This is a genomic window from Microbacterium sp. 10L49 (assembly GCF_056395125.1).
Window position 1 is genome coordinate 612,993 of sequence record NZ_JBFTIW010000004.1, and the last position, 26,958, is coordinate 639,950.

At 70.2% G+C, this 26,958-nt stretch carries 25 protein-coding genes; 10 read left to right on the forward strand and 15 right to left on the reverse strand.

From position 1 onward, the window contains the following. Positions 1 to 22: 22 nt before the first annotated feature. The 3 genes from AC1DCT_RS15825 to AC1DCT_RS15835 are packed head-to-tail and all read left to right on the forward strand — an operon-like array spanning position 23 to position 2,318. The gene (locus AC1DCT_RS15825) at positions 23 to 1,261 is read left to right on the forward strand and encodes an N-acetyltransferase DgcN family protein (protein ID WP_477430297.1); all 1,239 of its coding nucleotides are present in this window, start codon (positions 23 to 25) and stop codon (positions 1,259 to 1,261) included. A 59-nt stretch (positions 1,262 to 1,320) separates the two neighbouring features. Then, positions 1,321 to 1,683 carry a PadR family transcriptional regulator gene (locus AC1DCT_RS15830; protein ID WP_477430299.1) on the forward strand — a complete coding sequence of 121 codons (363 nt, stop codon included), beginning with the start codon at positions 1,321 to 1,323 and terminating at the stop codon, positions 1,681 to 1,683. Beyond that, a complete protein-coding gene (locus tag AC1DCT_RS15835) occupies positions 1,680 to 2,318 on the forward strand; it encodes a hypothetical protein (RefSeq protein WP_477430301.1) in 639 nt (212 codons plus the stop codon). The genes AC1DCT_RS15830 and AC1DCT_RS15835 overlap by 4 nt, the downstream gene beginning before the upstream one ends. Positions 2,319 to 2,342: 24 nt before the next feature. Here AC1DCT_RS15835 and AC1DCT_RS15840 read toward each other — a convergent pair whose 3' ends face one another. From AC1DCT_RS15840 to AC1DCT_RS15855, 4 genes are all read right to left on the reverse strand, one after another. After that, complete coding sequence (locus AC1DCT_RS15840; protein WP_477430303.1) at positions 2,343 to 3,614, reverse strand: MFS transporter; 1,272 nt, start codon at positions 3,612 to 3,614, stop codon at positions 2,343 to 2,345. Between the two features lie 144 nt (positions 3,615 to 3,758). After that, positions 3,759 to 5,408, reverse strand: coding sequence for an amidohydrolase (locus tag AC1DCT_RS15845; protein WP_477430304.1), 1,650 nt, complete (start codon positions 5,406 to 5,408; stop codon positions 3,759 to 3,761). A gap of 1 nt (position 5,409) precedes the next feature. Beyond that, positions 5,410 to 6,273: a molybdenum cofactor biosynthesis F family protein gene (locus AC1DCT_RS15850; RefSeq protein WP_441977301.1), complete on the reverse strand. Its 864-nt coding sequence runs from the start codon at positions 6,271 to 6,273 to the stop codon at positions 5,410 to 5,412. A 34-nt stretch (positions 6,274 to 6,307) separates the two neighbouring features. Further along, positions 6,308 to 7,753: an APC family permease gene (locus tag AC1DCT_RS15855; protein ID WP_440733427.1), complete on the reverse strand. Its 1,446-nt coding sequence runs from the start codon at positions 7,751 to 7,753 to the stop codon at positions 6,308 to 6,310. A 263-nt stretch (positions 7,754 to 8,016) separates the two neighbouring features. Here AC1DCT_RS15855 and AC1DCT_RS15860 point away from each other — a divergent pair, with 263 nt between their 5' ends. Both AC1DCT_RS15860 and AC1DCT_RS15865 read left to right on the forward strand, forming a co-directional pair. After that, positions 8,017 to 8,763, forward strand: coding sequence for an SDR family NAD(P)-dependent oxidoreductase (locus AC1DCT_RS15860; RefSeq protein ID WP_441977300.1), 747 nt, complete (start codon positions 8,017 to 8,019; stop codon positions 8,761 to 8,763). Between the two features lie 60 nt (positions 8,764 to 8,823). After that, complete coding sequence (locus AC1DCT_RS15865; protein ID WP_233312560.1) at positions 8,824 to 9,630, forward strand: SDR family NAD(P)-dependent oxidoreductase; 807 nt, start codon at positions 8,824 to 8,826, stop codon at positions 9,628 to 9,630. A gap of 57 nt (positions 9,631 to 9,687) precedes the next feature. On the opposite strand, the gene AC1DCT_RS15870 is transcribed toward AC1DCT_RS15865, so the two are convergent. Further along, entirely contained in the window at positions 9,688 to 10,497 is an 810-nt protein-coding gene (locus AC1DCT_RS15870) for a potassium channel family protein (protein ID WP_477430305.1), read from the reverse strand. 66 nt (positions 10,498 to 10,563) lie between these two features. Between AC1DCT_RS15870 and AC1DCT_RS15875 the strand changes: the two genes are divergently transcribed. Then, positions 10,564 to 11,076, forward strand: a complete 513-nt coding sequence (locus AC1DCT_RS15875) for a DUF3465 domain-containing protein (protein ID WP_477430306.1) — start codon at positions 10,564 to 10,566, stop codon at positions 11,074 to 11,076. A 143-nt stretch (positions 11,077 to 11,219) separates the two neighbouring features. On the opposite strand, the gene AC1DCT_RS15880 is transcribed toward AC1DCT_RS15875, so the two are convergent. The 6 genes from AC1DCT_RS15880 to AC1DCT_RS15905 all read right to left on the reverse strand — a co-directional run bounded on the left by AC1DCT_RS15880 (position 11,220) and on the right by AC1DCT_RS15905 (position 17,215). After that, a complete protein-coding gene (locus AC1DCT_RS15880; RefSeq protein WP_477430307.1) occupies positions 11,220 to 11,912 on the reverse strand; it encodes an ABC transporter ATP-binding protein in 693 nt (230 codons plus the stop codon). Continuing rightward, positions 11,909 to 13,723: a branched-chain amino acid ABC transporter ATP-binding protein/permease gene (locus AC1DCT_RS15885; protein WP_477230924.1), complete on the reverse strand. Its 1,815-nt coding sequence runs from the start codon at positions 13,721 to 13,723 to the stop codon at positions 11,909 to 11,911. Before AC1DCT_RS15885 ends, AC1DCT_RS15880 begins: the two co-directional genes overlap by 4 nt. Further along, entirely contained in the window at positions 13,710 to 14,570 is an 861-nt protein-coding gene (locus tag AC1DCT_RS15890) for an ABC transporter permease subunit (RefSeq protein ID WP_440733421.1), read from the reverse strand. The genes AC1DCT_RS15885 and AC1DCT_RS15890 overlap by 14 nt, the downstream gene beginning before the upstream one ends. Before the next feature lie 121 nt (positions 14,571 to 14,691). Continuing rightward, on the reverse strand, positions 14,692 to 15,858 hold the full coding sequence (locus tag AC1DCT_RS15895) for an ABC transporter substrate-binding protein (RefSeq protein WP_477430308.1): 1,167 nt from the start codon (positions 15,856 to 15,858) through the stop codon (positions 14,692 to 14,694). A 68-nt stretch (positions 15,859 to 15,926) separates the two neighbouring features. Then, the gene (locus AC1DCT_RS15900) at positions 15,927 to 16,316 is read right to left on the reverse strand and encodes a nuclear transport factor 2 family protein (protein WP_441977294.1); all 390 of its coding nucleotides are present in this window, start codon (positions 16,314 to 16,316) and stop codon (positions 15,927 to 15,929) included. 86 nt (positions 16,317 to 16,402) lie between these two features. Then, positions 16,403 to 17,215, reverse strand: coding sequence for a MoaF C-terminal domain-containing protein (locus AC1DCT_RS15905; RefSeq protein WP_441977293.1), 813 nt, complete (start codon positions 17,213 to 17,215; stop codon positions 16,403 to 16,405). Between the two features lie 185 nt (positions 17,216 to 17,400). On the opposite strand from AC1DCT_RS15905, the gene AC1DCT_RS15910 reads away from it, so the two are divergent. Beyond that, a complete protein-coding gene (locus AC1DCT_RS15910) occupies positions 17,401 to 17,967 on the forward strand; it encodes a dihydrofolate reductase family protein (protein ID WP_441977292.1) in 567 nt (188 codons plus the stop codon). Between the two features lie 44 nt (positions 17,968 to 18,011). Here the strand turns inward: AC1DCT_RS15910 and AC1DCT_RS15915 are convergent, their stop codons facing one another. Beyond that, positions 18,012 to 18,968, reverse strand: coding sequence for an AraC-like ligand-binding domain-containing protein (locus AC1DCT_RS15915; RefSeq protein WP_477430309.1), 957 nt, complete (start codon positions 18,966 to 18,968; stop codon positions 18,012 to 18,014). A 131-nt stretch (positions 18,969 to 19,099) separates the two neighbouring features. Next, entirely contained in the window at positions 19,100 to 20,866 is a 1,767-nt protein-coding gene (locus AC1DCT_RS15920; protein ID WP_477430310.1) for an FAD-binding protein, read from the reverse strand. Positions 20,867 to 20,943: 77 nt separating this feature from the next. On the opposite strand from AC1DCT_RS15920, the gene AC1DCT_RS15925 reads away from it, so the two are divergent. Continuing rightward, positions 20,944 to 21,873, forward strand: a complete 930-nt coding sequence (locus AC1DCT_RS15925) for a LysR family transcriptional regulator (protein ID WP_440733414.1) — start codon at positions 20,944 to 20,946, stop codon at positions 21,871 to 21,873. 37 nt (positions 21,874 to 21,910) lie between these two features. Here the strand turns inward: AC1DCT_RS15925 and AC1DCT_RS15930 are convergent, their stop codons facing one another. Beyond that, positions 21,911 to 23,317, reverse strand: coding sequence for an aminotransferase-like domain-containing protein (locus tag AC1DCT_RS15930; RefSeq protein ID WP_477430311.1), 1,407 nt, complete (start codon positions 23,315 to 23,317; stop codon positions 21,911 to 21,913). Between AC1DCT_RS15930 and AC1DCT_RS15935 the strand changes: the two genes are divergently transcribed. Both AC1DCT_RS15935 and AC1DCT_RS15940 read left to right on the forward strand, forming a co-directional pair. Next, a complete protein-coding gene (locus AC1DCT_RS15935; RefSeq protein WP_477430312.1) occupies positions 23,316 to 24,236 on the forward strand; it encodes a DMT family transporter in 921 nt (306 codons plus the stop codon). The two genes, AC1DCT_RS15930 and AC1DCT_RS15935, sit on opposite strands and share 2 nt — an antisense overlap. Further along, positions 24,236 to 24,844 (forward strand): FMN-binding negative transcriptional regulator, encoded by a 609-nt coding sequence (locus AC1DCT_RS15940; protein ID WP_477430313.1) that lies wholly within the window; start codon positions 24,236 to 24,238, stop codon positions 24,842 to 24,844. Before AC1DCT_RS15935 ends, AC1DCT_RS15940 begins: the two co-directional genes overlap by 1 nt. Before the next feature lie 9 nt (positions 24,845 to 24,853). Here AC1DCT_RS15940 and AC1DCT_RS15945 read toward each other — a convergent pair whose 3' ends face one another. Next, entirely contained in the window at positions 24,854 to 26,854 is a 2,001-nt protein-coding gene (locus AC1DCT_RS15945) for a primary-amine oxidase (protein WP_477430314.1), read from the reverse strand. Between the last annotated feature and the right edge of the window lie 104 nt (positions 26,855 to 26,958).

Below are 26,958 nucleotides of genomic sequence, written 5' to 3' on the forward strand. Positions count from 1 at the left end.
GCCGACGACCAGGGAAGACTTCTTGTCGACCGACGGGCTTCGGCCTTCCGCTTTGCGTCGCCTCCTCTGCGAGACCTGTAGGAGACCGATGCACGCTCTTGTCGCTGTTGATTCTGCCGAGCCGCGTTCCGCGGACCTGACCGATCCGACTCCTGCCCTTCCCCCGGGCTCCACAGCGGTGATCTACTGCGAAGGCCAGTTCGGCGAGCAGGACGGCAAGACCGCGAACGGTCTCATCCGCCACTCCGAGAAGTACGAGATCCTGAGCGTCCTCGACAGCCGCCATGCCGGAGCCGATGCGGGAATGCTGCTGGATGGCCATGCCAATGGCATTCCGGTGCTCGCCAGTCTTGCTGAGGCGATCGCTCATGCGGGCACAGCGCCCGACTACCTGATCTGCGGAGTCGCGCCGGCGGACGGCCTGCTCTCCACGGAACAGCGGGTGGTGCTCCTGGACGGCATCGCCCACGGGATGCACATCATCAACGGCTTGCACGAGTTCCTCAACGACGACGCCGAGTTCGTGGCGGCGTCCCTCCTGGCGCGCGTTTCCCTCACGGACATCCGACGCCCGCGCGAGATGCAGGATCTGCATCTCTTCTCCGGACGGATCTTCGACGTCACCTGCCCGCGGATCGCCGTCCTCGGCACGGACGGCGCGATCGGCAAACGCACCACCGCGACTCTGCTGGTCCGGGCGTTGAACGAGCGCGGCATCCGCGCCGTGATGGTCGGCACCGGGCAGACGACGATCATCCAGGGCGGCAAATACGGTATCGCTCTCGACGCTCTGGTTCCCCAGTACTGTTCCGGCGAGGTCGAAGACCAGGTGGTCGCCGCGTTCGAAGGGGAGGATCCGGACGTCATCGTCGTCGAAGGGCAGGGCGCGCTCAGCCACCCCGCCTATCTGACGTCGGCGCACATCCTTCGCGGCAGCCGTCCGGCGGGCGTTCTGGTGCAGCATGCTCCCAAACGCCGCACGCTGGGGGACTTCCCGATGGTGCCGATGCCCACCCTGGCCAGCGAAGTGGCACTGATCGAGGCCTTCGCCGACACGAAGGTCATCGGGGTGACGGTGAACCACGAAGGCATGACCGACGCGGAGATCGGCATAGCCATCGAGAGCATCGAGCTCGAGCTCGGCCTTCCCGCCACCGATCCGCTCACCCGCCCGCTCGATGCCCTCGTCGAGATCGTGCTCCACGCGTTCCCGGAGCTCACCCCGACGGTCGAGCGTCTGGCGTCCGCGCGGTCGCTCTGAAGACCGCCCTGCCGGGCTTCGTCTTGATCTCTCTTGCCATGCAAGCTAGCTTGTGATGCATGACACCGGACGCCGGGGCGCAGATGCGAAAGGGCGTTATCGAGTACTGCGTGCTCGGCCTGCTCGCGCGCGGCCCGATGTACGGCTGGGAGCTCGCCGAGCGGCTCACGGCCGAGGGGCTCATCGCGAGCATCGGCACGCTCTATCCTCTGCTGTCGCGGCTGCGCCAGAGCGGCTGGGTGCGTACGTTCGAGCGCCCGTCGGAGTCCGGCCCGGTGCGCCGCTACTACGAGCTCGCCGACAGCGGAGTGCGGCAACTGGCGCAGTTCCGCACATCGTGGACGCCGTTCGCGCGCAGCGTGGCCGGTCTGATCGCAGAGGCCCCGCCGACGGCGCGGGTGACCGCAGAGGGGGAAGCATGACCGAGGCCGAGGCGCAGAGCCTGCGCGACGACTACCTGGGACGGCTCGACGCCGCCATCGCGGATCTGCCGTGGCGTGTCGCGAACGAACTGCGCAGCGGCATCGAGGAGGAGCTCGACGGGCTCGATGCTGCGGAACTGCAGTCGCGGATCGTGCAGCTCGGGGATCCGGTGCGGATCGCCGCGGCCGCGAAGGAGGAGACCGGGTCCGCGCCACCCGCGCCCGTGGTCGTCGTGACTCCGGCACCTGTTCCGTCGGCGAAGCCTGCGACGGTCGACACGAAGTGGTTCGCGATCGTCGGCGCACTCGTGCTCGGCATCGGCAGCTTCCTGTTCCCGATCGGCGGATGGGTCATCGGGGTGGCCCTGGTCACATCGAGCAGGTTCTGGCGGCGGTGGGAGAAGGCGGTGGCGATCCTGCTGCCATTCGCGGGGTGGGGGTTGCTCTACGCCGCCGCCCTGGTGTCGAAGCTGATCTGGGTCGAAGCGCCCGTCGATGGTGGCGCCAGCAACCCGCTGTTGCCCGCGGCCTACGACCTGGCGCACTCATCGCTGATCGTGGCGATCTTCTTCGTCCCCGTCGGCGCAGCATGGCTGCTCTGGCGCCTGCGCGGACGCGAGACGCCGCGTCGCTGACGAATGCCGCGGACCCGGATCCGATCAGGCTCCCGGTGTGCCGTGGTAGCGCATCAGCGCGGGCACGCTGAGCGCCATCACGGCCAGGAACAGCATCAGCAGGCTCGCGCTGATCACCGTTGTGGCGGCGATCCCGATGCTCTGCGCGGCGGCGCCGATGGCCAGCGCCGCGATGGGCTGTGCCCCGATCGCCAGCTCCTGCAGGCCCATGGCCCGCCCCTGCAGCGCCGGCGGCGTGGTGGACAGCATGAGCGTGTTCTGCAGCACTCCGAACACCGACGAGACGAGCCCCGCGAGGATGAATGCGCCGGTCGCGATGAGCGTCGTGGGCGCCAGGGCAAACAGGATCCAGCACACTGACATCCCCGCGATCCCGCACACGAACACGGCGCCCTTCCACGGGAAGTCGCCGAGGGCGGCGATCACGAGCGAGCCGACGATTCCGCCCACGCCGAACGCGGTCAGCAGCAGGCCGAGTCCGGCCGCGTCCAGCCGCATGCTCTGCGCGAACACCGGCATGAAGCCCTGGTGGATCGACCAGATGAGGAAGTTCACGGCGACCGTGATCAGCAGCACTGCCAGCACCACGCGCAGGCGCGCGATCGCGAGGAAACCCTCGCCCAGCATGCGCCAGATCGACCCGTGCGGCACCTCGGGCAGCCTGTAGCCGCCAGTCACGCCACGAAGCGCGATCAGCGAGAGCACGAACCAGAGGGAGCCGATCCACAGCGCCGTCGCCGTGCCGAACGCGCTCACCAGCAGCCCGCCGACCGCAGGCCCGAGCATGAGCGTCGTGTTCATCGCCAGGGCGTTCAGCGCGTTCGCGTTGCTGAGCTGTTCCGCCGGCACCTTACCCGCGACCAGCGCGGCCCGCGCGGGCTGGGAGGGGGAGTGCGCCAGCCCCAGCGCCAGCCCGCCGGCGGTGAGCACGCCGAACGAGCCGAGCCCGGCCGTGGTGAGGGCGGCGAGGCCGACGGCTGCGACGATCGCGACGCCGCACGCGATCATGAGCAGGCGCCTGCGGTCCATCCGGTCCGAGATCGCGCCGGAGAGCGGGCCGAGCAGCAGGGGAAGCAGCCGCACCGTGGTGAACGCGGCGACGAGGATCTCGGATCCGGTCTGCGCGAACACCATCCAGCCGAGGATGAACGTGAGCGTCCACATCCCCCCGAAGAAGGCGATGTTCGAGAGCAGCAGGGCCGAGAACTCGCGATTGCCGTGCAGGGAGGAGAACGGGCGGAGCAGAGCGGCGGAGAACCGATTCGGGCGGGCGTCGGGGCGCTCCTCGATGGCCATCCGGTCTCCTGATCGTGCGCGGGCGGGCGCGATCCGGGGCACGGTGCGCGATTGGTATACCATTCTACGCCCGTGGCGGGGCCACGCAGAACGCCTCCGCGCCGCCGGCAACGAGCACGGCGGCGCGGACGGATGCGCGACTGCTCAGTCGGCCGTGTACACCTCACGCCCGGCGAACCAGGTCGAGAGCACGCGCGCGTCGATGATGGCGTCGGCGGGGCCCGCGATCGCGTCACGGTCCAGCACAACGAAATCGGCGGACTTGCCGACCTCCAGGGATCCGGTCTCGGATCCGAGGCCCATCGCGACGGCGGCGTTGCGGGTGAAGACCTGCAGGGCCTCCTCGGCGGTGATCGCCTGCTCCGGCCAGAGCGTCCCTGGCGCGCGGCGCAGGGGATCCGCCCGGGTCACCAGTCCCTGGATGCCCTCGAGCGGGTTCGGCGACTCGCTCACCGGCCAGTCGGATCCGCCGGCGACGAGAGCCCCGGCGTCGATGAGAGCTCGATTCGGCTGCGAGTGCTCGGCACGCTCGCCGAGCACCTCGGTGAGCATCTGCGGGATGACACCGGGGAACCAGATGAAGGGCGAGATGTCCGCCACGACGTCGAGCGCGGCAAGTCGCGGGATGTCGGAGTCGGCGAGGAACTGGCCGTGCGCGATCTGGATCGGGGTCGTGAAGCCCTCGGCGCGCAGCTGCTCCGCGACATCGAGCACGAGGCGGGCGGATCCGTCGCCGGTGCAGTGCACCTTGGCGCCGAGGCCGCGCTCTGCGACCTGCCGCAGCCAGCCGTACAGTTCGTCGAACGTCATCGTGGTCTCACCGTGGAAGTGCGCCCCGTGCGCCGCGTCGGGGACGTACGGCTCCAGGAACGAGGCGGTGCGTGCCGGCGGCACTCCGTCGAGGAAGATCTTCACGAAGTCGGGTCGGTGGTGCCCGGTGCGGAACTCCTCGCCGCGCGCGATGAGGGCGGATCCGATCGGATCGAATCCGAAGATCTCGTCGTTGACGAGCAGGGAGGACACGACCCAGGCATTCAGCTCTCCATCCGTGTCGAGGGCCCGGAGTGCGCCGAGGATGTCGATGGAGACGCCGGCATCCTGGAACGCGGTGATGCCGTAGCTGTTCGCGAGGTGCACGCCGTGCGCCGACGCCGCGCGGTGCTGTGCGGCGTTCAGGCCGCCGGATCGGTCGTACGCCTCCTGCACGGGGATCCCTGCGGCTTCGAGCAGCACGCCCGTCGGGGTGCCATCCTCGGGGTCGAGGATCGTGACACCGCCTGCCGGGATCAACCCGGGACCGATGCCGGCGAGCTCGAGGGCGCGCGAGTTCGCCCAGCGATTGTGCCGGGAGTCCTCCGCGATGACCACCGGGCGCCCGCCCGAGGCCTCGTCCAGCCGGAGCCGGACGGCCGTGCTCTGCAGCGACGGGAGCATGGTCGAGGCGACCACGCCGCCGATGATCCACGCGTCGTCCGGCAGCGTCGCGGCCTTCTCCCGCACCCGGTCGAGGATCTCGTCCAGAGTGAGCGAGGGCGGCAGGGTGAGCTCGAAGAGCTCCGTGCGCCCGGCCAGAGCGTGGTGATTGTGCACGTCTGCGAAGCCGGGGTAGACCGCGGCCCCGCCGAGCTCGAGCACCCGGGTGCCGTCGCCGCGCAGCGCGTCGACCTCGGCGCGCGTGCCGATCGCGGCGATGCGGCCGTCGCGCACGGCGAACGCCTGGGCGTCCGGCCGAGCGGGATCCACGGTGCGGATGACGTCGGCGGCGACGATGAGCTCGGCGGGGGCGGTCGTCATGTCAGGCCGTCGCCTTCTCGCCGGTGCCCTGCGCGCCGAAGTCCGCCGGCTCGAGCTCGGGCGCGTGGTGCGTCACCGAGATGAGGCGGCCCCAGGCGCCGAACGTGAAGTGCGTGGGCACCTCGCCGGTCTCGTCCAGTCCGAACAGCACGCCGTGCGAGCGGATCTTGTTGATGTCGCGGTGGTCGGCGACGGTGATCGACGCGCACGGGATGACCTTCTCGCGCCAGGCGAACATGTAGATCCCAGGCCGGATCTCCCACACGCTGTTCTCATCGGTGTCGGCGAGCCCGCGCTCCGGGCCGGCCAGGCACTGCCAGGTGTACCAGCGCTCGGAGAGGTACACGTGCTCGTACGCGTGGATCTCGCTGTACACCCACTCGACACGGCGGCCGATGAGGGCGGTCGTCGGCTGCGGCTCGACGCCGGTGGCCTCGATGCCGTCGATCGTCGCGGTGCCGAAGTGGTGCTGCACGCGCGTGCGGCCCTGCTCGGCCTGCGGCAGGATCTCGCTGATGATCGAGAGCACGCGTCCGGCGCGCAGGTCGATCACGAGGGAGACCGCCTCGTTCGGCAGGTAGCGGTGGTGGAACTGCACGTAGAACAGGTCGTCGTCGACCTCGATGGCCTCATAGGCGTCGGTGTCGGTCGCGGGCGCCGTCGGGTCGCCCTCACCCGGCGAGTAGGTCCAGGTGACCTCGTCGTCGGCGAAGCGATGCGCGATGCGGGTGCCGTTGGGGGCGGTGACGGTGATCTCGCGCCCGGACAGAGCCGTGGTGTGCGGCGCCTTGTTCGCGTCGAAGCCGGGGGCGAGGCCATCCAGCGGCAACCAGGTCGAGGTGTCGGCGGGGTTCATGGTGGTCATGATGCTCCTTGATGAGGGGTGGTGAAAGTGGATGTCAGCGGTTGCTGAACTGCTCGAGATCGGCGGCGAGGCCGTCGTAGACGGCGGGTCTGGTGCGCTTCAGGTATTGCGCGTAGACGATCCCGCCGACCACCGCCAGCACCAGCAGCAGCGGCAGGAGGTTGATCCAGAGCTCCTCGGATCCGGCCACGATGTTGAAATTGAAGATCGCGAGGATCGAGATCGCCGCGATGCCCAGGAAGCCGATCCCCGGCGCGATGAAGGTGCTCCACCAGCGAGTGTCGTGCTGCCGGCGGAAGTACACGACGATCGACAGCGCCGCCAGGCCCTGCAGGATCAGCACGCTGAGCGTGCCGAAGCCGAGCATGGCCGGGACGACCTGCACGATCGGATCCGCACCGACGACGAAGAAGACCACGGCGACGACGCCTGCGAAGCCGGCCTGCACGATGCCGGCGATCGCCGGAGACCCGCCCGCGCGGGTGCGGGCGAGCGCACGGGGCAGGATGCGGGCGCGGCCGAGCGCGTACAGGTAGCGGCTCGCGGAGTTGTGGAAGGCGAGCATCGCGGCGAACAGGCTGACCAGCAGCAGGATCATCATGACCGTCGTGAGCGGGCCGCCGAGGTAGCGCTGGGCCAGTACGAAGATGAGGTCGCCCGTGGGCAGGTGCTTCACGGCGACAGCCTGCGCGTCCGGCACGCCGATCGCGCTGACGACCGCCCAGGTGGTGACGCCGAGGATGACGCCGATCGCGATGATCGCGGTGTAGGTGGCGCGCGGGATCGTGCGCAGCGGCTGCTTGGCCTCCTCGCTGAACAGCGCCGTTGCCTCGAAGCCGAGGAATCCGGTCGCCGCGAGCAGCATGCCGATCGGGAGCGAGCCGGAGAACACCCATTCGGGGCTGAACGCGGCGAAGGAGAATCCCTTCTGCACGAACACCGACACATCGAAGACGAGCAGCATCGTCGTCTCGAGCACGAGGCAGACGCCGAGCACCTTGGAGGAGAAGTCGACGCCGATGCGGGCGAGCACGAAGCAGACGGCGATCGAGAGCAGGCCCCAGAGGATCCAGCTCATGTCGAAGCCTGTGAGCTCCTTGATGATCGACTGCATGAAGAAGCCGCTCGTGCCGATCGTGCCGACCACGAAGAAGTTGTAGCCGAGGGTGGCGATGAGGCCGGCGATCAGCCCGCCGGTGCGGCCGAGGCCCTTCACGACGAAGGCGTAGAAGCCGCCCGCGTTCACGAGCTGCTTCGACATCTGCGCATAGCCGACGGCGAACAGCAGCAGGATCGCGGCGACGAGGAAGAACGACATCGGCGCGCCGCCGCCGTTGCCCAGCGCGATCGCAAGGGAGGCGACGACGACGATGCCGGTGAGCGGCGCGACGGCGGCGAGCACCAGGAAGACGATCCCGGCGACGCCGAGGGCTCCCTGTCGCAGTGCGGTGTGGGTCTGTTGGTCTTGTTCAGTGGTCACGTCGGCTCCTTCGCTCGGTGACGGCGCGTTCTTCCGGCCAGGGTGGGCGTCGCAGCGCGGACGTGATGCTGCGTGGAAGACGGGCATTCTCGGACTCTGCCGAGTCTGCCCTTCCCGGGTGCGGCGGACTTGCTCATGAGCGAAGGACGATGGTGTCAGCGTGCACACCCGTCCCGCGCCCCTCGATCCCGCTTCGTCGGCGGAGCAGGATGGCGGAACGGAGACGGTCGGCATGACCGGCACCGCACACGGAGGGAGCGGCGATGGAGCTGCAGCTGCAGGGCAGGACCGCCCTGGTCACCGGTGCCGCCGGAGGGATCGGGCGTGCCGTCGCACAGGCGCTCACCGCAGAGGGGGTGCGGGTCGCGCTGCTGGACCGTTCGGCCGAGGGGCTCGCGGAGACCGCCGCGACCTGCCCGGGGTCCGTCCCCGTGGTCGCCGATGTCACGGACGAGATCGCGGTCGGCGCGGCCGTCTCCGATGCCGTCGCTGCCCTCGGCGCCCTGCACACGGTGGTGTGCTGTGCGGGTATCTCCGGCTCGGTCGGATCCGGGATCGACGAGACCTCGCTCGCCGAGTGGCAGGCCGTGTTCGCGGTGAACGTGACCGGGGCTTTCCTCGTGCTCCGGGCCGCGCTGCCGGCGCTGCGCGCGGCGCCCGCGGCCTCGGTCGTGCTGGTGGCCAGTGACTCCGCGTTCGTGGCGTCGCCAGGCATGGCGCCGTACTGCGCGTCCAAGGCCGCCCTCGTGCAGTTCGGGCGCGCGCTCAGCGTCGACCTCGCGGACGATGACGTGCGGGTGACGACGGTGTCGCCGTCGGTCGTCGACACTCCGATGAGCCGGGGCGATCTCGGCGACGAGGCGTTCGCCGCCCCGGCCTTCCCCGTGCAGAGCGCCGAGGAGATCGCGGCGCACGTGGTCTATCTCGCCTCTCCGCGCGCCCGCGCCGTGAACGGATCCGGCATCCTCAGCGACTTCGGATACAGCGCCCGCTCCGGCTTCCCCGCCTGAGCCTCGACATCAATCCGGCCCCTTCTCTCTCGCATCCCCGCTTCCCCGACAGGAGACCCCATGACCACCAACGGATCGACCGGACGCGTCGTCGTCATCACGGGCGGCGGCACCGGCATCGGCGCCGCGATCGCCGCCCGCTACGCCGCGGAGGGCGCGCACGTCGTCGTCGTCGGACGACGCGAGGCGCCGCTGCGCGAGGTCGAGCGCGCGGTCGGCGCGCATCCCGTGATCGCCGACGCCGCCTCGACCGAGGACGCGAAGCGTGCGGTCGCCGAGGTGCTGGCGACGTTCGGCCGCATCGACGTGCTGGTCGCGAATGCGGGCGGGCACGGGTTCGCCCCGGTGGGGGAGACGGACGACGCCGGCTGGGAGGGCGCGATCCGCGCGAACCTCACGACGGCGTTCGTGATGGCGCGCGAGGCGCTCCCCGCGCTCATCGAGGCCAAGGGGCAGATCGTCGTGATCTCGTCGCTCGCGGGACTCTTCGCCGGCCCCTCGGTCGCGGGGTACACCGTCGGCAAGCACGCGCTGATCGGCCTCACTCGCACGCTCGCGCGCGACTACGGCAAGCACGGGGTGCGCGTGAATGCGGTCTGCCCCGGATGGGTGCAGACGCCGATGGCGGACGAGGAGATGGACGAGTTCGCGGAGCACGCCGGCCTCGCGTCGCGGGAGGAGGCGTACGCCACGGTCACCGCGGACGTGCCCCTGCACCGCCCCGCGCAGCCTGCCGAGATCGCGGCCGTCGTGCGGTTCCTGGGATCCAGCGAGTCGTCGTACATGACCGGATCGGTGCTGGTCGTCGACGGCGGCGCGCACATCGTCGACCTGCCCACGACCGCGTTCGAGCACGCCGGGATGTAGGGCGGGTGGATCCGGTCTCTGAGCCTGTCGAAGGGCCCGGATCCGCGTTCGAGGCGTTCAGTTCTTCGACGCGCGCGGATCCGAGCCGTCCGTCTTCGCGGCGGTCGGCGCTGTCGCCGTGGTCGGGGCGGTCGGCGCGGCGCTATCGGCGGCACGCGGGCCTGGATCCGTCCGGGCGAGCACCGTGCGCAGCTCCGCGATCTCGGCGCGCAGCGCATCGACGTGCGCGACCGTGGCGGCCTGGCGACTGGTGTTCTCGGCCGACACCTGCTCGACGATCCATGAGGCGAACGTCGCCGAGACGACACCGAGCAGGGCGATGCCGCTGAGCATGAGACCGACGGCGATCATGCGGCCTTCTCGTGTGACCGGTGAGAGGTCGCCATAGCCGACTGTCGTGATGGTGGTGAACGCCCACCAGATCGCGTCCGGGAACGTGGAGATCGTGCCGCCGCCGGCGCGCTCGGCGTCCAGCACCGCGAGGGAGGCGACATAAACGACGAGCAGTGTCGCGCCGGTCACGTAGATGACGATCTGCCCGCGCACGGCGCGGCCGGCCGTGCGCTGAAGCACGGCGAGCAGGGTGACCACGCGCAGTACGCGCAAGGGGCGGAGCATCGGCAGCACGACGGTCGCGAGGTTGAACAGGTGCGTGAGGAACCAGTGCCAGCGCCGCGGCGCGAGCACGAGGCTCACGATGTAGTCGATGAGGAAGGTTCCCCACGAGACCCAGAGCAGGTCTTCGAGCAGGGCGCCGAGTTCTCCCCGGGGATCCACGATCACCTGGATCGAATAGGTGACGAGGAACAGCACGGACGCGACGATGAGCGGCCCCTCGGTGATCTGCCGCCAGCGCTCCAACGTCATGCGCGCATCGTACGCCCGGACGGGTCGGCACGGGATGGCCGCGCGCGCCCGGATAGGCTGGGCGCCGTGACCCGGAGGACGAGGTGGACGACGATCGTCGTCGTGGTGATCCTCGCCGCGCTCGCGACGCTCGCCGTCGGGAGGGGATGGATCCCTGCTGATCAGCCCGCGGTGGTGGCTCCGTCCACGGCGACCTCAGGACCGGCCGCCGTCGGACCGGCCGCCTCTGGATCTGCCGGCGGAAGCTCCGACGATCCCGTCCGCGCGCTGTTCGATGAGCACCGCAGCGGAGTGGAGGTGCAGGGCGCCGGCGTGGTCTCGCGCGTCTTGGCGGATGACACCGAGGGCTCGCCGCATCAGAAGTTCATCCTCACCACGCCCGGGGGCGTCTCGATCCTCATCGCGCACAACATCGACATCGCCCCGCGGCTTGACGGACTGTCGAAGGGCGACCGTGTCGACTTCCTCGGCGACTACGAGTGGAGCGACAAGGGCGGCACGGTGCATTGGACGCACCATGACCCGTCGGGGCAGCACCAGAGCGGCTGGCTTCGCTGGAACGGCCGCACGTTCTCCTGAGGTCCTGCGCGCGGGGCTTCCGCGACCTGTGCAGGCCCTTGAGACTGCCGTGGTGACGCCGTCGGCGTTCGTTGCGCTGACAGGCCCCGGGGTCTCATCCGTCATGAGCCGGCAGGATGCGTCCCGAATTGACGCGGATCCGCCTACCCGCCCAGATACGCCCGGTGCAGCAGCTGCGGATCCGCGTGCAGGTCCTCGGCGGTTCCCTGGAACGACACACGCCCACCCGCCACGACCACGGCCTCGCGCGCGATGCCGAGCGCGAGCTGGGTGAACTGCTCCACGAGCAGCACGCCCACGCCGGACTCGGCGATCGACTGCACGATCGGCACCAGCCGCATGAACACGACCGGCGCAAGGCCCAGCGACATCTCGTCGATGAGCAGGATCTTCGGTTTCGCGGCGAACGCGCGGGCGAGGACCACCATCTGCTGCTCGCCGCCCGACAGCAGCGCCGTGGCGGAGTCGATCCGCTTCTCCAGCTCGGGGAAGGGCGCGAGCGCCGCCTCGAGCTCGGCCGGGGTGCGCGCGGTGAGCGACAGGTTCTCGCGCACCGTCAGCGACGGGAACACGGCTCTGCCCTGCTCGATGTGCACGATGCCCCTGCGAGCCCGCGACACTCGGGAGAGTTTGTCGATGCGCTCCCCGTCCAGCGTGAGCGAACCCGCGGAATGACCCACGACGCCGGAGATCGACTCGATCAGGCTGGTCTTGCCCGCGCCGTTGGGGCCGACCAGGGCGAGCACCTCGCCGCCGCGCACGGTCAGCGACACGTCCGAGATCACCGGGCCCGCGCCGCGGCTGACGGTGATGCCGTCCAGCACCAGTTCGCTCATGACAGCAGCTCCGTCTCTCCCATGTAGGCCTTGACCACGTCGGGGTTCGCGAGCACCTCGTCCTGCGGCCCGGTGGCGAGCACCGTGCCGAAGTTCAGCACGGTGAGCATCGGGCACACCGAGCGGACCAGATCGAGGTCGTGCTCGATGATGATGAGCGCCGTGCCGTAGCGCTCCGGCAGCTCGCGCAGCCGGGCGGCGAGCGCGAGGTGCTCGTCGTGCGAGAGTCCGGCGGCGGGCTCGTCCAGGATCAGCAGCCGCGGCTGCGAGAGCAGCGCCGCCGCGACCTCGACCAGCCTGCGAGTGCCGACGTCGACGCTCGACAGCCGCGCCCTGGCGGGCGGGCAGCCGAAGAACGCGAGCGTCTCGTCGATGTCGGCGGCGGACAGTCGGCGCCGTGCGACGAACCGCACGTAGCCGCCCACCGTGAGCAGCGGCGGCACCCGGTCCTGCTGGAAGGTGCGGCGCAGCCCGAGCCGGGCGCGGCGCGTGGGGGAGAGACCGGCGAGATCCCGTCCGCCCAGCAGCACGCGTCCGCCGTGCTTGGGCAGGAACCCGCTGATCGCGTCGACGAACGTCGACTTGCCCGCGCCGTTCGGGCCGATCAGACCCATGATCGACGCGGCGGGAACGGAGAACGACACATCATCCAGGGCCTTGAGGGCGCCGAACTGCACGGTGAGGTGCTCGACGGTGAGCACGGGCTCTCCGTTCAGCACCGCGGGGTCGAGCACGGCGGTGGTCGTGGTGCGGATCTCCTCGGCATGCTCGTCCGCGTCCGCCGGCAGCGCCGTGAGCACCGCGGCGGACGCGGACGCGTTCTTGCGGTCCTGCCGCTTCCAGATCGCCGAGCGGATCGTCTGGCCGAGGTTGGATCCGCTCGTGAGGGCCTGCACGCCCAGCACGCCGAAGATCACGAAGCCCCAGTCCTGAGGGATGCCCCATCGCTTCAGCAGCTCGGGGACGAGTACCCAGAGGATGCCGCCGAACACTGCCATGTCGATGAGGTGCGCGCCCGACATGATCGCCAGCACGTACAGCGCGAGCGACTGCAGCGGAGTGAAGCTCGATGCGAACGGCAGCTGCACCTGACCGGCGAGCAGGCCGCCGGAGATGCCGCCGAGCGCGGCTGACACGGCGAAGGCGGTGAGCTTCGCGCTCTGCACGCTCTGCCCGGCTGCGGCGGTGCCGCGCTCGGAGAAGGCGACGGCCTTCCAGCTCGCGCCCCAGCGGCCGCGCTGCAGGAAGAAGACGCCGAGACCGCACACCACCAGCACGATGATCGAGAGGAAGAAGAACTGCTTGTCACTCGTGAAGCCGGCGGGGCGGTCGATCGAGATGCTGTCGGCGGATCCGGGGAACTGGATCTGCACGAGCGTCACGTCCGCCGCAGCCGCGAAGCCGAGCGTGACGACGGCCAGGTTCACGCCGCGGAGGCGCAGGGCGGGCAGACCCACGAGCATGCCGACCAGGCCCGCCGCGATGCCGCCGGCGATGAGCCAGACGATGAAGCCCCCCGGCACGTGCCAGAGGTTGAACAGCGCCACGATCCACGCGCCGACGGCGGCGAAGGTGAGCTGGCACAGCGCGATCATGCCGGCGGAACCGGTCACGATCCCGAGCCCGAGGATCGCGATCGCGGCCGTGACGGCGCTGATCGCGAGGAAGACGAAGTACCCGGAGAGCGTGTTCGAGAGCACGAGGCCCACGAGTACGCAGACGACGGCGACCGCGAACGGCCACGTGTTGCGGAACAGAGGGTTCCCGGTCAGGCCCCGGCTCGGGGCGAGCGGGCGGTCAGCGTGCGGCATCCCACACCTCCTTGCGCTGCGTCCAGAGCAGCAGGATCACGATGAACAGGAACGGCAGGAAGTTGCGCACCAGTGCGACCTGGTTGATCTGCGCGACCAGGCCGCCGAGCACGCCGAGGACGAGCCCGCCCACGACGGTGAGATCGAGGCGCTTGAACCCGCCGAGGAGCGCCGCGGCGGCCGCGGGGATGATCAGCATCGCGAGCCCCGTGGCGTCGTTGGACTGCGAGGGGGCGACGATGATGATCGCGATCGCGCCGATCACGCCGGTCACGAACCAGACCGCGATCGACAGCGGACGGGAGCGGATGCCGAGGAGCTCGGCCGTGGTGGGACGCTCGGACAGTGCGCGCAGCTGCACACCCACCCGGGTGCGGCTGAGCACGAGCTTGACCAGCAGCGCGGTCACGATCGCCATCAGCACGGTCGCGACGGTGACCTGGCTGACCACGACGCCGCCGATCGAGAAGGCGGGGCCGGCGATGATCGGGTCGAACGGCTGGGGCTTGTTGCCGAACAGGATGAACGACAGCGAGATCAGCAGCAGCAGCGGCCCGACGGTCATCGCCGAGCGCGTCGTGGTGGAGGCCTCGGACAGCCAGGTGGCGGCGATCCAGCCGATCGCGACCGCCAGAACTCCGGCGACGAGGACGCCGAGAACCGAACCGAGCCAGATGGGCAGGCCGGCCTGGCGCACCAGCCAGACAGCGGTGAACGCGCCGAACATGCCGGTGGCGGCCTGCGCGAAGTTCACCACCCGCACCAGCCGCGACATCAGGGTGAGGCACACGCCCAGCACCGCGTAGAGGCCGCCGGCGGCGAGGCCGGCGATAGCGCCCTGCAACATGGCGTCGTCCTTTCTGTGTTCCGGTCGCTGAGCTCGTCGAAGCGCCCGGAAAGGGGTAGGCGGATCCGGTCTGCTCGGGCCCTTCGACAGGCTCAGGGACCGAGCAGACCGGATCCTCGGATCACTTGGTCAGGCGCAGCCAGTCGTCCGAGACCTTCTCCCACTTGTGGGTGCCGCTCTTCAGCACGATCGGCCAGCCGGCCGTGTTGTCGACGCCGAAGGTGTACGGCGTGCCGATCATCTTGTCGTCGATCGGCTTCATGCTCTTCAGCGCGGCGCTGACGCTCTCCCGGGTGACGTCGCCCTTGATCGTCTTCAGAACCTCGATGAAGTGCGTGGCGGCGAGGTAGCCGCCCTGGCTGAACGAGGTGAGCGGGATCTTGTTCTTCGTCATCAGGTCGCGCCAGCCCTTGTTGATGGCGTTGTCGTCGGTGAACGGGTAGAACTCGGCGGGCACGTAGACCCCGGCGCCGGCGTTGTCCACCGCCTGGGCGAAGTTGTCGCTGTAGACGCTGGTCAGGTACAGGAACGTGACGTCGTTCCAGCCCTGCGCGTTGGCGGCCTTGATCTGGCCGATCGCGTCCGGCTCGATCGGGTTCACGGCGAGCGCCTTGCAGCCGGCCTGACGGGCCTTCACGATGTACGGCGTGTAGTCGCTCGCGCCGTACGGCAGGGTGTCGTCGACGTACGAGGGCTTCTTGCCGGTCGCCTTGGTCCACTTGTCGATCGCCGCCTGGTAGGTCGGACGAGTGGAGCCGGCGATCTCGAGCAGGACGCAGATGTTGTCGAGGTGCAGCACTTCGGAGCCGTAGGTGAGGGTGAGCGTGAGGTCGTTGTACGGGCCGACGTTGGCGGGCGAGATGCTCTTGCTGTCGAAGCAGCCCGTGTCGACGCCGATGCCGGGGATCGAGAGGATCCCCTCCTGCTCGTAGTACTTCTTGTTCAGGTCGCACTCGATCAGGCTCGCGGAGCCGACCATCGCGACCGCGTTGTCGCTGCCGACGATCTCGCGCGCGTTGGCGGTCGCCGTGGCAGGGTCGCCCTTGTCGTCGAGGGCCTTGTAGTCGATCTTCTGGCCGTTCAAGCCGCCCGCGGCGTTGAACTGGTCGAACACGGCCTTCGCGGCCTGGGACGCCTCGGGGAAGGTCGCAGGACCCGAGATCGTGTTGACGGACCCGACCACGATCGGATCCTTGGATCCGCCTGATCCGCCGGATCCGGAGCAGCCGGCCAGAGCCAGCACACCCGCGGTCAGCAGCGCTGCCGCGGCGGTGATGCGCTTGTTCATGTGATTCCTGTCTTTCGGGTTGCGGGGCGGACCCCCGCGCTGTGGTGCAGGTCTGTGCGAGGCGTTCGTCAGTCGCGGGTGGCGCGGGAGACCATCTCGGTGTCGGTGAACTGCTCGAAGGCCACGACTTCGCCGCCTTCGAGCCGCCACACGTGAGCGACGCGGGCGGCGAAGAAGCGTCCGGTGCTCTTGTTCGTGCCGGAGTAGGTGCCGATCCCGATCACGGTGTCGCCGCCGTCGATGACCTCGTCCACCGCGAGCGTGTAGTCATCCCAGTCGTCCTGGAGACGGGTGAACACGTTCTCCACGATCGCGTCCGCGCCGACGTAGGTGCCGGCGTAGGGGAAGCCGGCAGCCTCGGTCCAGCGCACATCGGCGGCGAGCGGGGCGAGCATGCCGTCGAGGTCGCCGCGATCGCTCGCCTCGTAGTGCGCGCGGATGATGTCGGCGTTGCTCATCGTGTGTGCCCTTTCGCGGTGTCGGATTCTGGAATGGAGGCCCCCGGGGCTCTGGAAGGGAGTCGTGAGCCTCGGGGACCGGTCTGTCAGACGGGCTGGGCGTCGGGGTAGACGACCGCCCCGAGCGGGTAGATGTGGCCACCGGCGCGGGAGTGCTCCGAGGCGCCCTCGCCGTTCAGGCCGAGGAAGATGCCGGTCGTCCTGAGCTGGTAGCCGAGGTCGTGCAGCCAGACGCTCGCGACCGCGATCCGGAACTCCCGGAAGCAGAACAGGTACAGGCCGTCCGCGAACTTCCACACGGTGGAGAGGTCGGTGTCGCCGTGCCCGCGCTGCACGCCCTCGAGGCACTGCCAGGCGTAGCGCTGGCTGGACAGGTACACGTGCTCGTACAGGTGGTGCGGACTGTACCGGTAGACGTTGCGCTTGCCGATCAGGTCGCGGCTCGGACCGGGTGCCTCGCCGCTCGGCTCGCCGCCGTCGGTCGTCGCGGCCCAGAACTCCTGGCCGACCTGCGGGGTGCCCTCGATCGCCTCCGCGGCGATCCGGGAGCGGATCACGGTCGCCCGGTGTGTGGTCGTGGAGTAGACGACGGTGAGCGCCTCGCGTTCGCGGGAGGCGAGCGGCACGTTCACGAAGACGACATCGTCACGTACGGCGACAGCGTCGTAGGGGTCGGCGCCGGAGGAGCCGAGGCCGGACCAGTCGACGGTCCCTGAGCCTGTCGACGGGCCGAACGAGAGCGCCAGTGTCTGGCCGTCGTCCAGCGTGAGGGTCAGCGCCGTCCCGGCGAGGTCGGTGTTCGGCAGGCGGTAGGTGTCGATGCCGGCGGCGAACTCGTCGTAGGTCCGCCACTCGTCGCGCGCCGGATCGGCGGCGGATGCGGTCACATCGTCGGTCACAGTGGGACTCCTTCGACCCAGCCCCGCCGGACTGCGGGGTGAGGCAATGCTCCGCCGTACTCGATCCAGCGCTCAACAACCCGACGCGGATCGCGCACCGAGAGTCAACCGGCGTGCCCCCAGGAGCAAGACGCCGGTCGGGGAGATTGCTTGCTAAAAACAAGTAACGGGATCAGACTGCAACCATGACAGTGAGCGAGCGGAAGCTGATCCTGAGTTACTACGTGTCCGTCGACGGCAAGAGCGTCGGCGCGGAGAACGGGATGCGCGGCGTCATGGAGTCGATCGACGACGACGTGCAGGAGAACGAGTATGTCCGGCAACTCTGGGAGGCGGGGGCCTTCCTGATGGGCCGGGCCTCGTACGACGCGATGAAGGGTTTCTGGCCGGTGGTGGAGCATCCGTCCGCTGCGCCGATGAACGCGATCCCGAAGGTGGTGTTCTCACGCACGCCGGTCTCGGTGGAGGAATGGGGCGAGGCGAGCATCGCCGCAGGAGATCTCGCCGGAGAGATCGCGCGGCTGAAGTCCGAACCCGGCAAGGACCTCTTCGCGATCGCAGGCGACACCTTCCAGCGCGCCCTGATCGCCGCCGACCTCGTCGACGAGTACCGCCTCTGGGTTCTGCCGGCGGCGGCCGGCACGGGCACGGCCCTGTTCCCGGAGCAGAGCGCGCCGCTGCGGCTGCGACTCGTGCAGAGCACGCCGTATCCCAGCGGGATCGTCGAGCTGCGTTACGCGCGCCAGCCGTAGAACGCGACCTCCTCGAGGGGGCGTCGGAGGCGGTGACCGCGAGATCAGTGCGTGGAGCGGTACTCGCTGGGGGAGACGCCGTAGGCGGTCTTGAACGCGCGGCTGAAATGCGCAGCGTCGACGAAGCCCCAGCGGGCGGCGATCGCGGCGACGGGACGATCGGCGAGGATCGGATCCAGCAGATCTCTGCGGCACTGCTCGAGTCGGCGGGTGCGGATCCACGTCGACACGGTGGTGCCCTGCTCCTGGAACAGGCCGTGCAGGTGCCGCGTGGAGATGAAGTGCGCGGCTGCGATCGACGTGGGACCGAGCTCGGTGGATGCGAGGTTGCGGTCGATGTGCCCGCGGATGCGCTGGATGAGGGCGCGGTGCGGGTCGCCGGCCGCCTCGTCGAGTCCCAGCTCGCGGGTGAACACGGTGGAGACGAGGTCGAGGGCGCTGTGCGCGAGGCGCGCTCCCGTGGCGCCGGCGAGCTGGTCGAGGTTCGTGGCGAGCTGACGCAGGTACGGCACGACCATGCCGCCCAGGCCTTCCTGGCCCGAGATGCGCACGGCGGTGAGCTGCCCGACCATCTCCGGCGGCAGGCTCAGCAGGTGCTTCGGGAACATGACGACCATGGTGCGGAAGTCCTCGTCGAACACGAGCGAGTACGGCCGGTCGGTGTCGTAGACGGCGAGGTCGCCGGGGGCCAGGACAGCCTCGCGGTCGTCCTGGATGAGCAGGCCGGTGCCGGCCAGCATCAGGCTCACCTTGAAGTAGGAACGGTCGCCGCGGGCGATGAGCTCGGGCGTGCGCTCGACGACATGGCTCGTGGCGCGCACGTCGGTGACATGCACCTCATCGACCGAGGCGCCCCGGATCATGCCGCGGAACGGGTCGGCTCCGGTGCCGCTCACCTGGAGCGGCACGAACGAGTCGGAGACCGCGGAGCGGAACTCGCTGATGTTGCGCGCGACGAGCGTCGAGACGGACTCTGCGGAAGCGACGGGGACTGCTGCCACGGCTGATCACCTCGGGAAGATGAAGGGTGGATCGACGACTTTGTATACGATCCGTTGAGGCACTCTACCACCGCGGCCCGTCCGGCGGGTGAGTTCCCTCCTGACGGGCCGCGGCGATCGAGGATCCGGCGCTACTCCACGAGCTTCCCGGCGGTGTCCACCTCGCGGATCAGCGCGTCGATCTCCGCCGGGATCGACGGGATCTCCTCGCGTACGACGCCCGTGGACGGCGACCACACCAGGTTCACCTGCAGGGCCGGATCCATCGCGGGGTAGTCGCTGCGGTTGTGGCAACCGCGGGTCTCGCGGCGCTCGAGCGCCGCCTCCAGCGTCGCCCGTGCGGCGAGGACGGAGGAGCGCAGGTCGAACGCGTGCGCGAGATCCTGGAACCCGGCGATGTCGGGGTGGATCCCGATCCGCGTCATCCGCTCCTCGATCGCGTCGAGTTCGGCGAGGCCCGCGACCAGTCCGTCCTCGTTGCGGACGACGCCGGCGTGCGCCGTCATGGTGTCGCGGATCGCCCGCTGCAGGGCTCGCACGTTCTCCGGGCCGTCGGCGGCGAGCATGTCGTCGATCTCCGCCCGCGCACGGCGCACCGCGACGGTCGAGCGGCGCTGCGCGTCGAGTCCGTAGGCGTGCGCGACGGCGGCGCGGCCGGTGATACGGCCGAACACGAGCAGCTCGATGAGCGAGTTGCCGCCGAGCCGGTTCGCGCCGTGCAGACCCGAAGAAGCTTCGCCGATCGCGTACAGCCCGTCCACGTCGGTGCGGTGGTCCTCGGGGCGCACCCAGACTCCGCCCATCGAGTAGTGCGCGGTCGGTGCGATCTCGATCGGGTCCTTCGTGATGTCGAGCATCTGCAGCTCGAGCATCGTCTGGTACACGCGCGGCAGGCGGGTCATGATCGTCTCGCGGGGCAGGTGCGAGACATCCAGCCAGACGCCCCCGTTCCGGGTGCCCCTGCCCTCCGCGATCTCCGTGTACGCGGCCAGCGCCACGCGATCGCGCGTGGAAAGCTCCATCCGCTCCGGGTCGTACTTGCTCATGAAGCGCTCACCGAGGCCGTTGCGCAGAATGCCGCCCTCGCCGCGCGCCGCCTCGGAGACCAGTGTTCCCGCCTCGCTTTCCGGTTCGATAATGCCGGAGGGGTGGAACTGCACCAGCTCGGGGTCGCGGATCCGCCCGCCGGCCTCCACGGCCAGACGGAACGAGTCGCCGGTGTTCTCGTCGCGGCGCGACGACGTGCGCCGCCAGATCCGGTTGTGGCCGCCGGCGGCGAGGATCACGGCGTCGGCGTGGATGAGGTAGCGCTCGCCGGAGACCAGGTCGAAGCCGTAGGCGCCGAAGATGCGGGGCGCGGTGCCGCCGTCGGGTGCGGCGACGTCGTCGACCAGCAGGCGCGTGATGTAGACGGTGTCGAGGATCGGGATCTCGAGCTGTTCGGCGCGGTCGACGAGTGCGCGCTGGATCTCGAGCCCGGTGTAGTCGCCCGCGAACGCGGTGCGGCGAAAGGTGTGCGCGCCGAAGAAGCGCTGCGAGATGCGGCCGTCGTCCTCGCGGGCGAAGCCCATGCCGTAACGCTCGAGGTCGCGGATGCCCTCTTCCGCGCCTCGTGTGACGATCTCGACCGTGCGGGGATCCGCGAGGAAATAGCTCTCCTTGATCGTGTCGGCGGCGTGCTGCTGCCAGCTGTCCTGCGGATCCATGGTGCCGAGGGCGGCGTTGATGCCGCCGGCCGCGAGGGAGGTGTGGGCGTCGTGGCGCGGGCGCTTGCCGACGGCGAGCACGTCGACGCCCTGCTCGGCGACCTCGATGGCCGCGCGCAGTCCGGATCCGCCGGTGCCGATCACGAGCACAGTCGTGGAGACGAGGCGCTCGTGGGTGGTGTTCTCAGTCATGGCTTCCACGCTAGGAATCCGCCGACGATTACTCCAATGCATAATGCCGCTGGACTGAATGCCTCTAGGCTATGGTCATGAACCTCGAGCAGCTCCGCGGATTCGTCGAGATCGCCCGGCTCGGCAACTTCACCCGGGCTGCCGAGGAGCTGCATCTCGCGCAGCCTTCCCTGAGCCGGCAGATCTCGACGCTGGAGCGAGAGCTCGGATCCGAGTTGTTCCATCGCGCGCGCGGGCACATCTCGCTCACAGCCGCGGGCGAGGTGCTGCTGCCGTACGCCCGCCGCATGCTCGCCGATGCCGCCTCGGTGCGCCGGGAGATGGCCGAGATCGCGGGACTGCGCCGGGGACGGGTGCGCCTGGGCGCTCCGCCGTCGCTGTGCGCGAGCATCGTGCCGGAGGTCGTGGGCGCGTTCCGTGCCGCACACCCCGGGATCGAACTGGAGATCACCGAGCGCGGCTCGCGGGGGCTCGTGTCCGCGCTGGCCGAGGGCGCGCTGGACCTTGCGCTCCTCGCCTCCTCGGATGCGGCGGCGGCCTCTCCGGTGAGCCTCACCCGTACCGCGCTGCTGGAAGAGGATCTCGTGGTGATCTCGTCCGCCGCGCAGTCGCCGGTGAGCCACGGCCGGGCGATCGCGCTCGCCGCGGTCGCGGATCTGCCGCTCATCGCCTTCCCGCGCAGCTACGAACTGCGCGCCGCGACCGATGCCGCCTTCGCCGGATCGGGGCTGACCGCGGAGGTGGTCGTGGAGGGGCCGGAGATGGACACCGTGCTGCGCTTCGTGGAGCGCGGAGTGGGCGTCGCCGTCGTCCCCGCCATGGTGGCGCTCGACCGCCCGGGCTTGCGCGCCGTGCCGCTGGCCTCGCCGAAGCTGACCCGCACGGTGAGCCTGGCGCACCGCGCCGACATGGCGCCGACGCGAGCGGCCGCAGCCCTCCGCGACACCATCATCGCCACCGCCGATGCGCTCGTCGGATCCGGCGGCTTCGTCGCGAAGGCGGTCTGAGTCCGCTCCGGCTCGTCCTCTCCGAGCGTCGCGCGGATCAGGATCCGGAGAGCACGTCGCCGAGGACGCGTGCGGCCTCAGGGAAGCGCTCCGGGGCCGCTCCGGAGTAGTTGAGTCGGACGAACGCACCAGACGGCTCTGCGGGGAACCACTCCGACCCCGGCGCGAGGATCACGCCGCGCACCGCGCACTCGCGCACGACCTGCTCGGCGTCTCCGCCCTCGGGCAGGCGCACCCACAGATTGAGCCCGCCGCGCGGCACCGTCTCGACGCTCGCGGTCGGGGCGTGCTCGTGGAGCGCGTCGAGCAGCAGATCCCGGCGGGCCCGCAGCTGCTCCCGCAGGCCGCGCAGATGAGCGCGCCAGGCGGGCTGTGTGACGACGTCGAGCGCCGCGGCCTGCAGCAGCCCGCTGACGTACATGGACTCCGCGGCGCGATCGGCCAGGATGCGCTCCCGCGCAGGCCCGCGGGCGATGACCGCCGCGACGCGCAGGGCGGGCGACACGCTCTTGGTCAGCGAACGGAGGTAGATCACATGGCCGTCGTCGTCCTGGAGGGCGATCGGACGGGGATCCGCGTCGATCGCGAGGTCGTGCGCCCAGTCGTCCTCGATGAGGAACGCGCCGTGCTGTCGCACGATCTCGAGCACGGCGGTCCTCGTCGTCTCGGACCACATCGCGCCCGTCGGGTTCGCGAACGTCGGCTGGGCGTAGAACCCGCGGGCGCCGGTCTCGGCGAAGGCGCGTTCGACGGCATCCGGATCCGGCCCATCCGGACCGGCGGGGACGGGCACGAGCTCGACGCCCGCCTGCGCTGCCGCGAGGATCGCGCCCCAATAGGTGGGTGATTCGATGAGCAGAGGCTGGCCGACGCCGACCACGGCGCGGAAGATCGAGCTGAGCCCGCTCTGGCTGCCGGAGATGATGAGCGCGTCTCGGGCGGACGCCGGGGTCACACCGACCGGAGCGGCAGCGGCGAGCTCCCCGGCGAACCATGCCTGCAGCTCGGGGGATCCCGCCGCGGGGGAGCGCAGCACGGCCGCCTCCAGGCGGGCTGCGCGGGCGAGCGCCTGCCGGACCAGGCGTTCGGGCAGCAGTTCGGGAGCCGGGTAGCCGGAATGCAGTGCGATCGCATCGGGGGCCGCGGAGCGCTGGGTCGAGGAGAGCAGAGGCATCCGCGACGGCAGCGCCCCGAGGGCCGCGGTCTGCCAGGAGTAGTCGGCGGGTCGTGCCGTGCGCATCGCGCGGGCGAACGTGCCGACCCCGGGCCGGGTCTCGATCAGGCTGAGTGCGGACAGTCGGCGCATCGCCTTCTGCACCGTCACCGGGCTGGCCCCGTGCTGGAGCGTCAGCTCCCGATTCGAGGGGAGACGGGCGCCCGGCGCCGCACGTGCGATCCACTCGCGCAGCGCTGTCACGATGCGCTCGGTGCTATCCTGACTCATGAAAGAACAGAGTAGCGTTACTCATCCGCCACGCCAAGCGTTATCCCTCCCTTCTGGGCTCGGCTGGGGTCTTCTCGGGGTCGTGGCGTTCTCGTTCACGGTGCCGTTCACCCGGGTCGCCGTCGGCGGGCTCTCTCCGCTGTTCATCGGCTCCGGCCGTGCCGTGGTCGCCGCTGTCCTCGCCGCGTCCGCCCTCGCTCTCACACGGCAGAAGCGGCCGACGGCGCGGCAGTGGCTGCGCGTGGCGGTCGTCGCCGGCGGCGTCGTCGCGGGCTTCCCCCTGCTCACGTCCTTCGCCCTCACGTCGGTGCCGGCGAGTCACGGTGCGGTCGTCATCGGGTTGCTCCCTGCGGCGACCGCCGTCGCCGCGGTGGTGCGCACGGGGGAGCGCCCCGCCCGGTCGTTCTGGCTCTTCGCCGCCCTGGGCGCCCTGACGGCCATCCTGTTCGCGGCGCTGCAGAACGGAGGCCTCGGTGAGCTGCGGCCGTCCGACCTGCTGCTGTTCGGCGCGGTGCTCGCCGCCGCGATCGGCTACGCGGAGGGCGGGCTGCTCGCGCGGGAGCTGGGGTCCTGGCAGACCGTGTCCTGGGCGCTCGTGCTCTCGGCGCCGCTCATGCTCGTGCTGGCGACGTTCGCGCTCGTGAACCGACCGCCCGACGCGACACCCGTGCAGTGGCTCGCGTTCGCGTACCTCGCGGTGGTGAGCATGTTCCTCGCCTTCTTCGCGTGGTACCGGGGACTCGCGATCGGGCCGATGGCGCAGGTCAGCCAGATCCAGCTCGTGCAGCCCGTGCTGAGCATCCTCTGGGCGGGGATCCTGCTCCGCGAGCAGCTCGGCTGGGCCACCATCCTCGGCGGACTCGCCGTCATCCTGTGCGCCACGCTCGCGGTGCGCACCCGCCTTCGGAAGGACTCCTGATGCGTCACACCCCTCGCTACCTGATGACCGAACCGGACGAGGTCAAGCGGCTGATCCGCGCGCACCCGTGGGCGACGTTCGTCTCGCACACGGCGACCGGGCTCGTCGCCTCGCACTACCCCGTGATCCTGGACGAGGCCGCCTCCGCCGGCGATGAGATCGTGATCGTCAGCCATTTCGGTCGCCCCGACGAGCAGCTGCACGAGCTCGGTGCGCACCAGGTGCTCGTGATCGTGCAGGGTCCGCACGACTACGTCTCGCCGAGCTGGTACGCGCCGGGCGACCTCGTGCCGACCTGGAACCACGTCACGGCGCACCTCTACGGCACGCCGGAGATCCTCTCCGACGAGGAGAACTACGCGATGCTCGGCAGGCTCACCGATCATTTCGAGCAGCACCGGCCTCATGGCCGCAGCCTGTCCGAGGACGAGGAGGGCACCCGCCGGATCGCCCGGGGCACTGTCGGTCTGCGGATGTCCGTCGATCGCTTCGACGCCCGGGCCAAGCTCAGCCAGAACAAGACGCCCGAGGTGCGCGACACGATCGCCGCCCGCCTGGACGAGAGCAACCCCGCCCTCGCCGTCGCGATGCGGCGCCGGCGGGGTTGATCCGTCCGGTCAGTGTCCGCAGGTGCAGGCGTCCCCGCCGCCGCAGCAGGCGGATCCGGATCCGGTCGCGGCGTGCGCCTGCGAAGACTCGGGCACGTCCATGCCCGGGTTCTGATCGAGGAAGCCGTACGGGCGGAACGCGAAGCCGGCGGTGTCGACGGGCATGATCGGCCAGTCCTCGGGGCGCGGGAAATGCGTCAGACCGAAGGTGTGCCAGAGCACCAGGTCGGCGCCCTCCGTGCCGTCGAGCGGGGCATCGCCGGCGGAGTACTCCGGCAGTCCGGATCCGCCCTGGTGCGCGTTCGGGTAGCGGCCGGCCGGCCACAGCTCTCCCTCGCGATGCGCGGTGGCCCAGAGGTGCTTCGTCGCGAACGCCGCGCGCGCGGCCACGGAGGAAGCCGGATCCGCCATGAGCAGCGCGGTCGGCTGCGGCACCAGCTGATAGGCGGTCGCACGGCCCACGGCATTGGTGTGGGAGGCGCTCTGCACCTCCCACACCCGGGCGACCGAGGTGTCGGCCTCGCGCTGCGCGGCGGACTCGGAGGCCAGCACGGTCTCGGTCCAGCTGAACGCGTTGCCGAACGGGTTCTCCGGGCCCATCGGCACGCGCTGGGCATCGACCTCGACGAGGCGGTTGTCGTTGCCGTCGATCGCGACGTCCAGTCGTGCGGAGAAGAGATGCTGGTGCACCGGTGCGAACACACCCGGGGCGAGCTCGGTGGCGTGTCGCTGCGGGATGCCGGGCTCGCCGGCGCCGACGAACACGATGCCGGTGGCCTTGGCGATCACCTCGATCGTGCCGTCCAGGCCGAAGTTCCAGTAGAACCCGTAGTCGTAATTGCCGATCGTGGAGAAGTAGGACACGACGAAGCGGCGGGCGCGGCGCACGTCTGAGCGGCCCTCGAGATTCGTGTGCTTCCAGAGGATCCCGGTGTCCTCCTCGTGCATGCAGATCACGTTCGGGATCCGCACCGGGTGGCCCTGGTCGTCGGCGACGTAGCCGTCGAGGTAGCGGATCACGCCCAGGCAGTCGCAGCCGAGCGCGAGGTGGTTGGCGTTCTTGCCGAGCAGGTACTCGCCGGCGTCGAAGTAGCTGATCCAGAAGCGTCCCGGCGCGGTGTCGCCGTACGGCACGACCATCTCGGGCACGCTCGCGCGGTTCAGCACCGGCCGGCCGTCGAAGCGCACGTCATGCAGCACGAGCCCCTCGCGGGCGTTGAAGCTCACCCGCATCGACCAGTTCTCCCACTCGACGAGGGATCCGGAGACCGAGAAGCTCGGGCCCTCGGGCTGGACGATCTCGATGGGCTTGAGGGACGTGCGCGCTTCGCCCTGCACCTCGGGGTAGTAGTTGCCGTGTCCGGCGGGCACGGGGACGTCGCCGATGTCCTCGACGCGGATCACGCTGTTCGACGTGAGGTCGATGTGCACGATGAGCCCCTCGACCGGGTGCGCCCAGGGCGAGTCGTTCTCGTCGTAGCGCAGGAACGTGAGCGATCGGATCACCCGGCGCCCGACCTCGTCGGCGCGGCCCGTGTAGCCCGGGGCGAGCGGCCCGCAGAAGGCGAGGTCGATGTGCGCGGCGAGTCCGCGGCGCTCCATCGCGGCGCGCCACTCGGGGGAGGCCTTCGCGATCGCCTCGGCGCGCTCGTACTCCTCGAACAGGTACTGCGGCTGGCCGTAGGGCGGGGCGTCGTTGGGTACCCGTTCGGCGCGCAGCACCTCGCCGCGCGTGATCGACACCACGACTTCGGTGGCGACGCCGGTCGTCATGTCGAGCAGGGTCGCGTCGACGCGGCGGTCGATCGGGGCGCCCGGCGTCCACGCCGCGAGCTCCTGGCGGGTGGGCTCGTCGGGCAGCAGCATCGGCACCCGCACGGTGTCGCCGAGCAGGCCCGCTGATGCGAGGATCGCGCGGGCGGCTGCGATCTCGGGCCCGGTGAGGGGATCCAGCGGATGCGGCGTCGGGATGGCGTCGAGCGTGATCGGCTGCGGGGCGTGGTGGGGCATCGTCGACCTCTGCGGTTTAGTTGAGCGATTGCTCAAGAAACTGGTTGGCTCGATGATAGGCCGCGCAGGGGCGCGGGCGCAACGGGCGGATCCGCGCGCCGTCA